The organism is Maribacter sp. R86514 (assembly GCF_044597005.1).
Lineage (GTDB): Bacteria > Bacteroidota > Bacteroidia > Flavobacteriales > Flavobacteriaceae > Maribacter.
The window spans coordinates 2,578,166-2,592,749 of the sequence record NZ_CP138999.1; the positions used below are offsets into that span (position 1 = coordinate 2,578,166).

Annotated in this window: 15 protein-coding genes; 5 read left to right on the forward strand and 10 right to left on the reverse strand. The window is 36.9% G+C overall.

From position 1 onward, the window contains the following. Window positions 1-258: 258 nt before the first annotated feature. From hemW to SJY30_RS11335, 6 genes are all read right to left on the reverse strand, one after another. A complete protein-coding gene (gene hemW / locus SJY30_RS11310; RefSeq protein WP_396632284.1) occupies window positions 259-1,392 on the reverse strand; it encodes a radical SAM family heme chaperone HemW in 1,134 nt (377 codons plus the stop codon). A 36-nt stretch (window positions 1,393-1,428) separates the two neighbouring features. Next, window positions 1,429-1,791 carry a four helix bundle protein gene (locus SJY30_RS11315; protein WP_396632285.1) on the reverse strand — a complete coding sequence of 121 codons (363 nt, stop codon included), beginning with the start codon at window positions 1,789-1,791 and terminating at the stop codon, window positions 1,429-1,431. Between the two features lie 44 nt (window positions 1,792-1,835). Continuing rightward, window positions 1,836-2,396, reverse strand: a complete 561-nt coding sequence (gene ruvC, locus SJY30_RS11320) for a crossover junction endodeoxyribonuclease RuvC (protein WP_396632286.1) — start codon at window positions 2,394-2,396, stop codon at window positions 1,836-1,838. Between the two features lie 5 nt (window positions 2,397-2,401). Beyond that, window positions 2,402-2,878 carry a hypothetical protein gene (locus SJY30_RS11325; RefSeq protein ID WP_396632287.1) on the reverse strand — a complete coding sequence of 159 codons (477 nt, stop codon included), beginning with the start codon at window positions 2,876-2,878 and terminating at the stop codon, window positions 2,402-2,404. Between the two features lie 85 nt (window positions 2,879-2,963). Next, window positions 2,964-4,607 (reverse strand): TonB family protein, encoded by a 1,644-nt coding sequence (locus SJY30_RS11330; protein WP_396632288.1) that lies wholly within the window; start codon window positions 4,605-4,607, stop codon window positions 2,964-2,966. Continuing rightward, window positions 4,604-4,966 carry a BlaI/MecI/CopY family transcriptional regulator gene (locus SJY30_RS11335; protein WP_036151723.1) on the reverse strand — a complete coding sequence of 121 codons (363 nt, stop codon included), beginning with the start codon at window positions 4,964-4,966 and terminating at the stop codon, window positions 4,604-4,606. The genes SJY30_RS11330 and SJY30_RS11335 overlap by 4 nt, the downstream gene beginning before the upstream one ends. 144 nt (window positions 4,967-5,110) lie before the next feature. Here SJY30_RS11335 and SJY30_RS11340 point away from each other — a divergent pair, with 144 nt between their 5' ends. Then, window positions 5,111-5,626 carry a DUF456 domain-containing protein gene (locus tag SJY30_RS11340; RefSeq protein WP_396632289.1) on the forward strand — a complete coding sequence of 172 codons (516 nt, stop codon included), beginning with the start codon at window positions 5,111-5,113 and terminating at the stop codon, window positions 5,624-5,626. A gap of 8 nt (window positions 5,627-5,634) precedes the next feature. Here the strand turns inward: SJY30_RS11340 and SJY30_RS11345 are convergent, their stop codons facing one another. Both SJY30_RS11345 and SJY30_RS11350 read right to left on the reverse strand, forming a co-directional pair. Beyond that, entirely contained in the window at window positions 5,635-6,192 is a 558-nt protein-coding gene (locus SJY30_RS11345) for a nitroreductase (protein ID WP_396632290.1), read from the reverse strand. 140 nt (window positions 6,193-6,332) lie between these two features. Continuing rightward, the gene (locus SJY30_RS11350) at window positions 6,333-7,226 is read right to left on the reverse strand and encodes a LysR family transcriptional regulator (RefSeq protein WP_396632291.1); all 894 of its coding nucleotides are present in this window, start codon (window positions 7,224-7,226) and stop codon (window positions 6,333-6,335) included. An 84-nt stretch (window positions 7,227-7,310) separates the two neighbouring features. Between SJY30_RS11350 and hutH the strand changes: the two genes are divergently transcribed. The 4 genes from hutH to hutG all read left to right on the forward strand — a co-directional run bounded on the left by hutH (window position 7,311) and on the right by hutG (window position 13,322). Continuing rightward, window positions 7,311-8,885: a histidine ammonia-lyase gene (gene hutH / locus SJY30_RS11355; RefSeq protein ID WP_396632292.1), complete on the forward strand. Its 1,575-nt coding sequence runs from the start codon at window positions 7,311-7,313 to the stop codon at window positions 8,883-8,885. 4 nt (window positions 8,886-8,889) lie between these two features. Further along, window positions 8,890-10,143 (forward strand): imidazolonepropionase, encoded by a 1,254-nt coding sequence (gene hutI / locus SJY30_RS11360; protein ID WP_396632293.1) that lies wholly within the window; start codon window positions 8,890-8,892, stop codon window positions 10,141-10,143. Window positions 10,144-10,198: 55 nt separating this feature from the next. Beyond that, window positions 10,199-12,199 carry a urocanate hydratase gene (locus tag SJY30_RS11365; RefSeq protein ID WP_396632294.1) on the forward strand — a complete coding sequence of 667 codons (2,001 nt, stop codon included), beginning with the start codon at window positions 10,199-10,201 and terminating at the stop codon, window positions 12,197-12,199. 166 nt (window positions 12,200-12,365) lie between these two features. Next, the gene (gene hutG / locus SJY30_RS11370; protein WP_396632295.1) at window positions 12,366-13,322 is read left to right on the forward strand and encodes a formimidoylglutamase; all 957 of its coding nucleotides are present in this window, start codon (window positions 12,366-12,368) and stop codon (window positions 13,320-13,322) included. Window positions 13,323-13,505: 183 nt separating this feature from the next. Here hutG and SJY30_RS11375 read toward each other — a convergent pair whose 3' ends face one another. Together SJY30_RS11375 and SJY30_RS11380 are read right to left on the reverse strand one after the other, a co-directional pair. After that, window positions 13,506-13,859 (reverse strand): pyruvate kinase, encoded by a 354-nt coding sequence (locus SJY30_RS11375; RefSeq protein WP_396632296.1) that lies wholly within the window; start codon window positions 13,857-13,859, stop codon window positions 13,506-13,508. 106 nt (window positions 13,860-13,965) lie between these two features. Beyond that, a complete protein-coding gene (locus tag SJY30_RS11380; protein ID WP_396632297.1) occupies window positions 13,966-14,424 on the reverse strand; it encodes a COG2426 family protein in 459 nt (152 codons plus the stop codon). Window positions 14,425-14,584: the final 160 nt, after the last annotated feature.

Here is a 14,584-nt window from a genome sequence, read left to right on the forward strand (position 1 = left end):
TCCGTTTCACTGCAATAAAAAATCACTCGAACTGACAATACGTTTAACATTAACCCTAACAAAATGATTTCTTCTAGTACTCATGTCACTTCGAGTGGATTTACGAGGTATGAGAAAATTTGCCTGCCGGTCGTTGAGGAGGGTATCGAGAAGCTCGCGTGTTCCAAAACTGTTCTCGATACTATTTTATATTTCCGTTACACTTCAATAAAAATCACTCGAACTGACATTACGTTTTGCCTCAACTTTGCAAATAGATTATTTCAAATTCAACATAAACAAATCTGCCGCAATGCCGTCTGCTAGAAACATCCCTTTTTTAGTGGTCTTCAGAATGTCACCGTCAACAAAAAGTAAATGTTCTTCTATAAATTTATCAGCTTGCATTAGCGCATATTCTTTGTATTGAGAACCGAATTCAGTTGATATTCTAGTAAGAGAAACACCCCAAATGGTGCGTAAGCCTGTCATCACATACTCGTTGTATTTATCGGTCGAAGAAAGTATTTCAACCTCCATAGGTAATATATTCTGCGCTATGGATTTTATATACTTCGGATTGTTATTAATGTTCCATCCTCTACGAACACCATCAAATGAATGCGCAGACGGACCAATACCGATATATTTTTTCTGCTGCCAGTAGGCCGAGTTATTCTTAGAGTAATACCCTGGTTTCCCAAAATTGGAAATCTCGTAACAATCGAATCCTTCCCCAAGCAAAGTCTCGTTCAGCAAGTTAAAATGCTCTTGCGTTTCTTCGTCAGTAGCGGGAGTAATTAATCCATCCTCTACAAACTTCGCAAGTGCCGTTTTGGGCTCAACCGTAAGGGCATAACTAGAGATATGGGGAATATTAAAACCAAGTGCTTTATCTATATTCCGTTTCCAGCGTTCTAAAGTCATATTCGGCATTCCGTAAATAAGATCAATCGAAATATTATCGAAATGTTCGCTCGCCAATTGCAAACACTTTTCAGCTTCCAAAGCATTATGTGCACGATTCATCAGTTTTAGATCTTCCTCAAAAAAAGACTGGATACCAATACTTAATCGGTTTATTGGGCTATCCGCCAATTGCAATATTTTTTCTTCGGATAAATCATCAGGATTCGCCTCTAAGGTAATCTCCGGATTGTCTACAACATGATAATGTTCACGAACCGCTTCTATCAATTGCTCAATTTCCTCAGTCTCCAAAACAGAAGGCGTTCCACCGCCAAAATAAATAGTAGCTACCTGCTCACCTTTAAACTCTTTTTTACGAAGCCCCAGTTCTTTACACAAAGCATTCACCATCGCCGCTTTCTTACCCATAGTGGTAGAAAAATGGAAATCACAATAATGGCAAGCCTGCTTGCAAAAAGGAATGTGGATGTAGATACCGGACATGAGTTCAATTAGCAATTAGCAATAATCAGTTAACAATTATGCTTGTTTTTTAGTTCTTGTGGATTTAAGTATAGCGAACATAATTTTAGAAAGTTCATCAGCTTTTTCTATTAAACCATTCGCAATTGACAATTCAATATATTCTGAATCCTTTAAAAGGTTTAACCAATATTTAGTCTCTAAACTTTCTTTATAAGCAATTGAAATCTTAGCTGAAAAATCGGCTTTTGATATCGCGCCATTAGCTTCTGCTATATTCGCACCTACAGAAGTTCCTGCTCTCAAAAGTTGTTTCGATAGAACATACTCCCTTTTTTTCTTCGTTAGTTCTTGATATAATTTAACAATTTGCAAAGCAAAATCATAAGATTTACTCAAAAGAGGATTTTCATTATTCATTGCCAATTAATTACTGTTAACTGTTAATTGTTTATTAGTCATTGTTAAGGTTTCTTAACCCTTTTCTCATTCTGCTTCACAAAAGCATCCCAGCCAGAATAACTTTTACCGACCACATCAACTCTCCCTTGATTATAAAAATGGCATACTGCAGCAGCAAGTCCGTCAGTGCTATCTAGGTTTTTTGGGAGTGTTTTTAGTCGCAATACGCTTTGTAACATTCTAGCAACTTGCTCTTTACTGGCATTACCATTTCCGGTAACCGCCATTTTGATTTTTTTGGGCAAGTATTCGGTAATCGGTATTTGACGTGATAGTCCCGCTGCCATAGCAACCCCTTGTGCTCTACCTAGTTTAAGCATCGATTGTACGTTCTTACCGAAGAAAGGTGCTTCAATGGCAATCTCATCTGGGTGATAGGTATCTATCAATTCTATAGTACGCTCAAAAATGAGTTTTAATTTGGTGTATGGGTCGTTATATTTTTGAAGAAGCAATTCGTTCATTTGAATAAACTCCATTTTTTTACCTACCACTTTTATGAGTCCGAAACCCATAATAGTCGTACCTGGGTCAATACCCAAAATTATTTTCTCGTTCGCCAAAATGCTTATTTTGTATTTAATTGAACCGGAATTCGATATTTGGTATTCACCGGAATTCCTCTTTTTAAAGCGGGTGCAAGTTTAGGAAGATTCTTTAAGCTTTGTGTAATAACGCCATCAAATTCTGGCATTTGATCTAATACTAGTTCATTTTTATAAATCTTATTAACTCGTATTCGACCTAAGGTATCAATAACAAAAATAACCTCAACGGTTTCACTTTCCTTATCTGTCAAGGTAAATTCAAAATCATTCAAGGTTTCTTGAAAATGGGAGATTAAGGTTTCTTCAAAGCAAATTTTCTGCTGTTCTTTGGTAACCGCTTCATCGCAAGTATAGAAAAACGGATAAGAATCTACACTGTTCCAATCCATATGGCGCAACTCCTCATCAATAAGCTCTTGCGTTCTTTTTTGTTTGGACTCAAAGAACGAACAAGAACTTATTAAAATTAACACAAGAAAATAGATAACTCGTTTCATTTCACCTGTTCTACTGGTGAAATTACGATTTTTTTGAGGAGTTATTTCAACAATTAAAACCTACTATAGAATATTAACTTTAGAGTTACTGCAACTTAAAATTAACAGGAATAGAAAAAGGTACATTAACTGCTTTCCCTGATTGCTTCCCTGGAGTCATCTTTGGCAACCTTTTTATTATACGCTCCACCTCATCTTCCAACAGCTTATCCGGACCACGCATTTTAATGTTCTCTATAGTTCCCTCTGAATTAATCATAAACATAGTACTTACCCTACCGTCAATATTAGCATCTACAGCTGCTTTGGGGTACTTAAAATGTTTCCCAATATGTTGCTGCATTTTCTCATTAAAGCAAGCACGTTTATTATCTGCATCTTCACAACCAGGAAAAATTGGAACCTCGTCAACCACAGCGAAAGGAACATCATTTTCATTCATGTATGTTTTCTCGTTTAATGTAGAACTAGTAGTATTATCTAAAACAAATTGTACAGGAATTGAAAAAGGAACATTTACTACTTTACCAGATTGCTTTCCAGGTGTCATCTTTGGCAACCTTTTAATTATGCGTTCCACCTCATCTTCCAGCAGCTTATCTGGACCACGCATTTTAATATTTTCAATTGTTCCCTCAGAGGAAATAGTGAACATCGTACTTACTCGTCCCTCTATATTAGCATCTTGAGCCTTTTGAGGGTAATTAAAATGCTTACCGATGTGTTTTTGAATTTTCTCATTAAAGCAAGCGCGCTTATCGTCTGCATCTTCACAGCCTGGGAAAATTGGGACTTCATCAACTACAGCATAAGGAACATCAACACTTGTAGATAATGAAGTTCCATTAATAAATTCATCGTTTTCTGATTTTGGCGACATCTCGCAACTAGTATAAAACAACATTCCCAGCACCATTGGTACTAATAGTAAATACTTCAACTGCCAAACTTTTTTTGATTTTGATTTTTGTAACATGATTATTCGTTTTTTGATTAATGATTTTGTAAAAAATTGATTGATGAATGATATATGTTCGGTCTGAAAAACCTGAGCCAATAACTGCTCATAATGATCTGTTTTATGCTCTTTTGATACTTGAGCATCGGCAATAAACTCATGTAATTCTGAAATGCGATTTTGATATACGTACACTAGCGGATTAAACCAGCCTACAATTCGCATCAACTCAAAAAACAACAAGTCGTACGTATGCCTTTGTTTTATATGTACCAGTTCATGTGCTATTATGGTATCATGCTTCATTTTCAATACTTTATCTCCAATGAAAATGGATTTAAAAAATGAAAAAGCAATGTTGCTATTTTCTATAACAATCTGGGTAAACAAAGGGTAAGAAATCTTTTCTCCGCTCTTTCTCAAGAGATATAATTGTCTAATTTTTAATCCGAATAACACTAATGCTACAAGCATTCCGCCATAAAAAACACCTTCTTGCCAAGTAAGATTCCAGCTGGCTGATTCCTGAACTTGAACCACAACAGCTTCATTTTGTAATCCCCATAAATATTCTGGGTAATTGGCAAATGTCTGCGGCACTTGCTGCTTAAAAGCTTCAATTTTTACCCAAGGTAAAATCAAGGACAACAAAAATGTTCCTAGCAGATACAATCTGTTCCATTGAAAAAAGGTTTCCTTCTTTAAAAAAAAGTCATAAATAACTAAGAAAAGAAGTTGAAAGGCGATACACTCCAAAATGTATTGTATCATGGTTTTTCCTTTTTAATTTCATTCAATACCGATTCCAATTCAGACAGACTCATATCGTTCTTCTTCATAAAAAACGACACCATACTTTTAAATGAACCTTGAAAATAGCCGTCTACCAGTTTATTGATGGATTGATTACTGTAATCTGATTTCTTCACCAAAGGGAAATACAAATATCCTTTACCTACTTGTTCATGATCAACAAAACCCTTGCTTTCTAAAATTCTAACAATTGTAGAAACGGTATTATATGCCGGTTTTGGTTCAGGTAACTTTTCAATGATCGATGCTACGTTACATTTCTGTAATTCCCATAACACAATCATCACTTCTTCCTCTGCTTTTGTCAACTGTTTCATTCAACTAATCTTTTAGTTCTATGCTCAAATATAACTAAATATTTAGTTTAAACTAATTTTATAGTTGAAAAAATTACTTTTGATAGGTGATCATGTAACAAATGCAACCTATATTAGTCTTATAAGCAACACTTACTATTTACAATGGATATATTTTTATTAGTTCTAGGATTCATTTTAATGCTTGTAGGCATTTTAGGAAGCTTTTTACCCATTTTACCAGGACCACCAATTAGTTGGGTCGGTTTGCTGCTACTTTACTCTACAAGCGTCATTACCATGAATTGGACGTTTTTAGGCATTACATTAGTTATAGCCTTAGTAGTTTTTGGATTAGATTACGTAATACCAGCCATCGGAACAAAAAAGTTTGGAGGTACGAAAGCGGGAGTAATAGGTACCACGGTAGGATTATTGGTTGCTTTAATATTCCCAGTTCTAGGACCCTTCGGAATTATTATATGGCCTTTTGTTGGTGCTTTAGTGGGAGAATTACTGAATAAGGCGGACAAAAAAACCGCTACGAAAGCGGCTTTTGGTTCTTTTTTAGGATTCTTGACAGGAACGTTCTTGAAATTTATGGTCGCCATTGTTTATCTAGGACTCTTCATTTCAAAAGCTTGGGAACATAGTACTACTTTGTTTCCTTTCTTTAATTAAATGAGTGATTACTCCGTAATCCATTCTGTTTTACTTTCAATAGACCCACGTTTTCCTTTGGTCAATTCTTCATTGAAATTGCCCATGTAGAAAAATCCCAAACATTTTTCGCCATTGGCTAAATTTAAAAATTCACCCATATGTTTTATGAGTCCCGGAGAAGACCAATAACATCCAATACCCATTTCAGTACATTGCAACCACATGTTTTGTACGGCCATGGCAACTGCTGCCACTTCTTCCCATTCAGGTATGGATTCGTTAGGATCTCTTTGCATGCAAATAGCAATAATTGCGCTTGCCATTATAGGATTCTCTTGTAATTTCTTAATCTTCATTGCCTTTGGCTTGGGATCAAACTCTTCATACTTTTTTGCTAAGAAAACCCCAAGTCTACCCTTTGCCTCACCTTGAATCACTTTAAATCGCCAAGGTTCTGTACACCTGTGGTTTGGAGCCCAGTTTGCTGCTTCTAAAACCTTCTCTATATCTGCCTTCGCAATTGGTGTATCATTATACTGTACCGGAAAAACCGATCGTCTCTTTTTAATTATATCAAATATCATATTTTCGTTTATTCGCTGTGCGCATTACGCTAAGCGCAGCACGCCAAATTTCTCTTTTCTATTCTCTATTTTCTATTTTCTCCCTTTCGTAACCAAAGTAAAATTAAGATTTGAACACCTCATTCTATGTTACATAAGTATTAAAACTTATCTTTTAAAAGCAACTCCATACAATTCTTAAGAACAGGGTTGGTATGTTCCTTTTTCCAAATAACCGATAGTTCCGCTCGTTGGGGAATATCCTTTAGTTCCACAAACTTCACCCTCATTTGAAATCCGTTTTGCAAAGAAGTAGGTACAATTGCAATGCCCATGTGATTTTCTACCAGCTTAAAAATAGTATGCGCATGAACCGATTTGTGAGAGACTTTAGGTGCAAAACCAGCATCTTGACAAATACTCATTATAGTGTCATAATACAACGGACTATAAGCCTGACTAAACAATATGAAATCTTCATTGGCAAATCGTTGCATCCCGTCAAACTCCCTAGTAAGCATGGGGTATCTTTCTGGCAACACTAACGAAAAAGTATCTGTAAATACTGTTTTCATTTCTAAGGTACTTGGCACCCTTGAAACCCGTACAAAACCTATATCCAATTTATCTTTTAAAACAGCATCTACTTGGGCAACATTAGAGAGTTCTTCCAAAGATGTTTTTACCTTTGGATAGTTTTCCTTTAATCCAAGTAATAATTCAGGTATTACCTGTTGCATCGCAGAACCTAAAAAACCAATACGCAGTTCGCCACTATTACCATCGCCCACCAACTTCAATTGACGTTCTACTTTTTCTAGATGGTTGAAAATATATTCAACCTCCTTCTTTAAGTAGTGACCTGCCGGTGTTAATGTCACTTTTTTCTTATTTCTTTCGAATAATTGGGTCTCTAGAATCTCTTCCATCTGCTTCACCTGCCTGCTAAGTCCCGGTTGCGAAATGAATAATTTTTCTGCAGCCTTTCTAAAGTGTAATTCTTGCGCTACCGCTAGGAAATAGGTCAGGTGACGCAATTCTATCTGATTACTCATAGTTATTGATTAATGACAAAAATGATATTACTAAGTATCAAAAATAGTCATTAATTTTAATTAGAATATTCAAGACAGATAGCTATGAGCAAACAGACGTTTAAATTGGGCGAAGATTGGCTTACATCGGGGAAAGCAATGCAAATTGTACATGGTGAATTTTCTCCCATACTGTCTAAAGCTACGGAAAACAAAATAACCATAAGCTGGAAAATTGTACAGAACATTGTAGATAAAGGTCATCCTGTTTATGGCATTAATACAGGTTTTGGACCATTATGTACCACCAAAATATCAAAGTCAGAAACTAATATTTTACAGAGCAATATACTTCAGAGTCACAGTGTAGGTGTTGGTGACCCTATAGCAAAAGACATTGCAAAATTAATGCTGATTCTTAAAGCACAATCGTTGGCAAAAGGATATTCGGGAATAGCATTGACCACTTTAAACCGAATTATATGGCATATAGAAAACGATGCCATCCCTATAGTACCATCGCAAGGTTCTGTTGGTGCATCAGGAGATTTAGCGCCACTTTCCCATTTATTTCTACCACTTATTGGTCTAGGTAAAGTGGAATACAGAAATGAAACGATAACTACTGAAACCCTTTTCAAAAAAACAGGACTGGAGGCAATTGAATTGGGACCAAAAGAAGGACTGGCATTGATAAATGGCACACAATTTATAGCGGCACATGCCGTAAAAGTAGTAGCACAATTACATTCTATTTTGGCACAAGCAGATGTTATTGGCGCCATGATGATAGAAGGTTTACAGGGTTCTGTAAAACCATTCTATAACGAGCTTCATGCACTGCGTCCATTTAAAGGGAATGTGCATGTGGCCAAACGAGTAAAGAAATTATTAAAAGGTTCAGAAATCATGGAAGCCCATGTAGATTGTGAGAAAGTCCAAGACCCCTACTCCATCCGCTGTATTCCACAGGTGCATGGTGCTTCAAGAACAGCATGGTTACATTTAAAAGAATTATTGGAAGTAGAGTTGAATTCGGTTACCGATAATCCTGTAATTATAGATGAAGAACTGACCATTAGTGGTGGTAATTTTCACGGTCAACCTTTAGCCATGGCTTTGGACTATGCCTGTTTAGCAGCATCTGAAATCGGAAACATTTCCGACCGGCGTATTTATCTTTCCTTAGAAGGTAATAGTCCCGGTGTACCAAAACTTCTCATGAACGACACCGGCATCAATTCCGGATATATGATTTTACAATACACTACCGCAGCATTGGCAAGTGAGAATAAGGGACTTTGCTTTCCATCAAGCGCAGATAGTATTCCTACCTCCCTTGGTCAAGAAGACCATGTAAGCATGGGCTCTATTGGTGGCAGAAAGGCGTTGCAGGTTATTGGTAATGTTGAGAAGATTTTGGCAATTGAATTACTAACCGCTGCTCAAGCTTTTGAATTTAGAAAGCCTTTGAAATCGGGCATTTATTTAGACGAGGTACATAATGCAGTTCGCAGCCAAGTAGCTTTTGCAAGTAAAGACCGCGTATTTGCAGACGATATTGAAAAAGGTATTGCTATGATAAAAGATCAGACCATACTTAAAGTTATAGACCGTGTACAAGCAGAACATAACATATCTTTAAAGACAAAACACTCAGAAGAGTTCGAAAACTACTAATCTAATGACAAAAAGAACACTTATAGGTCCGTTTAAACAGATCATCCCCATGACCGGCATGGCATTGAAAGGTGCAATTGCCGAACATGAGCTTCAGGTGATTGCCGATGGCGGAATTGTAATAGAAAACAACCTCATTTTAGCCACAGGAAATTTTGAAGACTTAAAATCGAAATATCCAGCAGCGGACATCCAATTATTAAAAGGAAATCATGTTTGTCTCCCTGGCTTTGTCGATGCCCATACCCATATCTGTTTTGGTGGCTCGCGCGCCAAAGATTACGCAATGAGAAATGCCGGTAAATCATATATGGAAATTGCAAATGCCGGTGGTGGTATTTGGGATACCGTTACCGAAACCCGAAAGGCGAGTATAGAGGAATTGACCAAAAACACCATTAAAAGAGCCAATCGGCATCTTAAAAATGGAACGACTACACTAGAAGTTAAAAGTGGTTACGGACTAACAATAGATGACGAATTGAAAATGCTTCGCGCAATTAGAGAAGCTAATGAAAAGGCATTACCAGAATTGATAGCTACATGCCTTGCAGCGCATATGTTACCCAAAGATTTTAATGGCTCAGAGAAGGAATATTTAAAAATGATTTCTGAGGAGCTTTTCCCTGTTCTTAAAGAGGAAAATCTAACCCATAGAATGGATGCTTTTATCGAACAAAGTGCTTTTTCCGCGGATGATATTCAGGGATATTTCACCAAAGCAAGTGAACTAGATTTTGATATTACCGTGCACGCAGATCAATTCTCCACAAGTGGTAGCAAAGTTGCCGTGAACCATAAAGCCATTAGCGCAGACCATCTTGAAGCTATTACAGATACAGAAATAGCACTTTTAGCAAACAGCGATACCATTGCCGTAGCATTACCCGGAGCCTCTATAGGATTAGGGTGCGATTTTACTCCCGCTCGTAAACTGTTAGATGCGGGAGCAGCACTTGCCATCGCCAGTGATCATAATCCAGGATCCGCACCAATGGGCGATTTACTGACCCAAGCCAGTATTCTGGGAACTTTTGAAAAATTGACCAATGCCGAGGTTCTGTCAGGGATCACATTTAGAGCAGCGGCAGCTTTAAAACTAAAAGATCGCGGCAAATTGGAAGCGGGACTTTTAGCTGACCTGGCGGTATTTCACTCCGATAATTACCAAGATATTCTGTACAATCAAGGTAATCTAAAACCGTGTATGATATGGAAAAATGGAGAGTTAGTTTTTGATAGACATAAAGCCCCCTAGCCCCCAAAGGGGGAACTCTTAAAATATTCTAATTCTATAGCTCAAAACATAAAAAATGGATTTTAAGTCAGAAATACAACAAGGGATTCCTACTGAATTACCTCCAAGAAAGGAGCGTTCTTCAGCGGTTAGTCACGCACCAAACCGAAAGCAGATACTTTCTAAAGAAGAGAAGCATTTGGCAATTAGAAATGCCTTGCGTTATTTTCCTGCTGACTGGCATTCAGTATTGGCTCCTGAATTTGCTGAAGAATTACAGACCTATGGCAGAATTTACATGTATCGCTTTCAACCCTCTTATGATATGCATGCCCGTGCTATTTCAGCATATCCGGCACAGACTAGTCACGCTGCAGCCATCATGCTCATGATTCAGAATAATCTGGACCCTGCCGTTGCACAACATCCGCAAGAACTCATTACCTATGGTGGTAACGGAGCCGTTTTCCAAAATTGGGCGCAGTATCTATTAACCATGCAGTATTTATCTGAAATGACCGACGAACAAACCTTACATATCTATTCCGGTCACCCAATGGGATTATTCCCATCATCAAAAGAAGCACCAAGAGTTGTAGTCACAAACGGAATGATGATTCCGAATTACTCCAAACAAGACGATTGGGAGAAATACAATGCACTTGGCGTAACACAATACGGTCAAATGACTGCGGGCTCCTATATGTACATAGGTCCGCAAGGCATTGTTCATGGCACCGCAATTACAGTTATGAATGCTTTTAGAAAGGTGTTAAATACGGATGAAAATCCCAATGGAAAAATATTCTTGACTGCAGGTTTAGGCGGAATGAGCGGTGCACAACCAAAAGCCGGTAACATTGCCGAATGCGTTACCATTTGCGCAGAAGTGAATCCGCTTGCAGCAAAAAAGAGACATGAACAAGGTTGGGTAGATGAATTGATTGATGATTTAGATATTTTAGTAACCAGAACAAAGGAAGCCACATCTAAAAACGAAGTAGTATCACTCGCATATATAGGCAATGTGGTCGATGTATGGGAAAAATTTTATACAGAAGAATTATTCATTCACCTAGGTTCTGATCAAACCTCTTTACATAATCCGTGGGCAGGTGGATATTATCCTGTCGGGTTGACTTTTGAAGAATCTAATGAGATGATGAATCAAGATCCTGACGCATTTAAAACAAAAGTACAAGAATCGCTTCGTAGGCATGCAGAAGCAATTAATCAGCATACAAAAAAAGGCACCTATTTCTTTGATTATGGCAATGCCTTTTTATTGGAAGCATCAAGAGCAGGTGCCGATGTAATGGCAGCAAACAAAATAGACTTTAAGTATCCGTCGTATGTGCAAGACATTTTAGGTCCCATGTGTTTCGATTACGGATTTGGACCATTTCGTTGGGTATGCTCATCAGGAAAAATAGAAGATCTACAAAAAACCGATGCCATTGCATTACGTGTATTAAAAGAAATAAAAAAGGAAGCACCCGCAGAAATTCAACAGCAACTATCAGACAATATTAAATGGATAGCCGAAGCTGAGCAAAACAAGCTAGTTGTTGGTTCTAAAGCACGAATTTTATATGCCGATGCCGAAGGCAGGGCAAAAATAGCCTTGGCTTTTAACGAAGCCATTGAAAATGGAGAATTACACGCTCCTGTAATTTTAGGTCGGGACCACCATGATGTTAGTGGTACAGATTCACCATACAGAGAAACAAGCAATATTTACGACGGTAGCAGGTTTACCGCAGACATGGCAATACATAATGTTATTGGAGATAGTTTTAGAGGAGCAACTTGGGTATCTATACACAATGGCGGCGGCGTTGGTTGGGGAGAAGTCACCAATGGTGGTTTCGGTATGGTGTTAGATGGTTCTAAAGATGCCGCACGTAAATTAAAAAATATGCTCTTCTACGATGTAAACAACGGAATAGCTAGACGTAGCTGGGCAAGAAACAAAGAGGCTATGTTTGCGATGCAACGAGAAATGGAACGAACAAAAACTCTAAAAATAACCTTCCCTACCTTGGTGGCAGACAAGCTTCTAGAAGATTTATTTTAAAGATTAAGGCAACTAATTAAGCCATCATAAAACTAAATCTTCACATTTAACATAGCAAAAAGTAAGATTAGTATTACTTTTTCGTTTAGCTAAAACACTTTTTAGAATTTTAATTCCCTCAAGTTATCAGGAATTTCAAGATTCATGATTCCAAAAAAAGAATGATATGTCTACTTATAAGTTAGCGAATACCGATAATTGGTTTGGACGAAGCTCTGAAAAACAACTTTATCTGCATGAAAAAGTATCATTTTCAAACCTAAGCGAACCTAACTCAGTTACCACTAATAAGACTATTGCATTGTTAGGCTATAACAGCGATGAAGGGGTTAGACGCAACCAGGGAAGAGTTGGTTCAGCCTTGGGTCCTGATGCTATTCGAAAGCAATTAGGTAAAATGCCTAATCATTTAGATAAAGATACCCAGCTAGTAGATTTTGGAAATTTAGGATGTAAACATCAAAACTTAGAAGAACTACAGAAAGAATGCGCCAATGCAGTAAGCTTTTTAATAGAAAATAGAACAACCCCAATACTTATTGGAGGTAGTCATGATTTATCTTATGCTCATTATAATGGGTTACTACAACATATAAAACCCGAAGAAAAAATAGGAATTATAAATTTTGATGCTCATTTTGACCTAAGGGCACATACTAACGGCAATAATTCTGGCACCCCATTTTACCAAATTGCCTTAGACCATAATAAGAATGGTCAGTCTATCAAATACATGCCTTTAGGCATACGTAAAGATGCCAATACCAAAGATTTATTTGAATTCGCAGAGTTGCACCAAGTCAACTACCTCTTTCAGGAGTACTTTAACATGAACTACCTTGAGCATGTACAATTAAGGCTTATTCAATTTCTTGAAGATGTAGATTATGTATACACTACAATAGACTTAGATGGGTTTTCTTCGGCTTTTGCACCAGGTGTAAGCGCACCTTCACCCATGGGTTTTTCTCCAGATATTGTAATTGAAAGTTTAAAACTTATTATAGAGTCTGGTAAATTAGTAGGTTTAGATGTAGTAGAATTAAACCCTAAGTATGACATTGACGATAAAACGGCAAAATTAGCCGCCTCATTATTACATTACGTGATACATAAACTATAGGGTTAAAACAAAAAAAGCCTCCCTTAATGGAAAGCCTTTCATTGGGTTCTATCGATTAAATTCGATAAACACAATTGCCTCAAATTGCTTTGAGACACAACACAACGCCGTAAAGGTAATAAGAGTTTTTTAATTAAAAAACGGTCTGTTCATTTCTTGTAATAACTATACTACTTTTAAAGATTATTGCTCTTCATCAGCTTTGAACAATTTATAGATATATTGCTTCTCTTTTAATGTGAATTGCTTCTCTTCAAACCAATCATGAATCCGTATTTTTTCATTTTCTATCTGGGCATTTCTAATTGCTTTTAAAGAAACAATATGCCAATGCGAGCCCTTATTTCTATTGACAGAATAGCCAACATCTTCCATAATGTAAGACTGTTTAGGTCTATTAATGAGTCTAACGCCATTCTTTAAAACCGCCAAGGTTTCGGTAAGCCGTACTACTTCAGAAAAAGAATAACGTGCGAAATCGCTGAATCCGTTCTGTTCAACATTATATAATTTGTCTCCAATTTTAAGGGTATCCATAGCTCAAAAAAAGCTACAAATTTAAAAGGACAAGTCAGTTAATGAAATTAAAATTGGGTATAGTTATTCACAAAAAAAATGGATAAAAAATCTTGGAAATTACATATTATGCCATTCCCTTCATGGTCAACAAAGTAGTTGCCCAAACTATCAAAGAAGATAAAAATATACCTATCGTATTCGCCAAAAAGGCTTTCTTTCTTTCAATTTTAAATAGGTAGCTAGCAATACTACCGGCATAAACACCAGTACCTGGCACGGGCAACATTACGAAAAATATGAGTCCGAAAAAACCATACTTCTTAATTTGATCACCAGATCCAGTTTTTGCCCTTCTTGCTACAAATATTGCATTCTTTTTGTAAAAATGCCATCTCAACAAATACCTATTGACCGTGTTTAGAAAAAACATCATTATTGGAAAGACCAGAACATTGGCTAAAAAACAAACTAAAAATATGACATAAATATTACCACCTTGTAGAAGACCGTATGGAATACCAACTTTAGCCTCTCCTAATGGCGAGATGCTCCAAAGTGCCGCTATAAGTATATCTTTCAACAATTGTTTTTTTAAGGGAATGCAAAATTACGGTGTTCTTGAAAAAATTAATGCCATTTATTTCATAAATGTTGTCAATTGGTCAATTACACAGATGAATGACCGTAAAACACTTAACGTTTGCTTTAATAACCTATGGTTAAGTAGAAAGGGAAGAGTATTA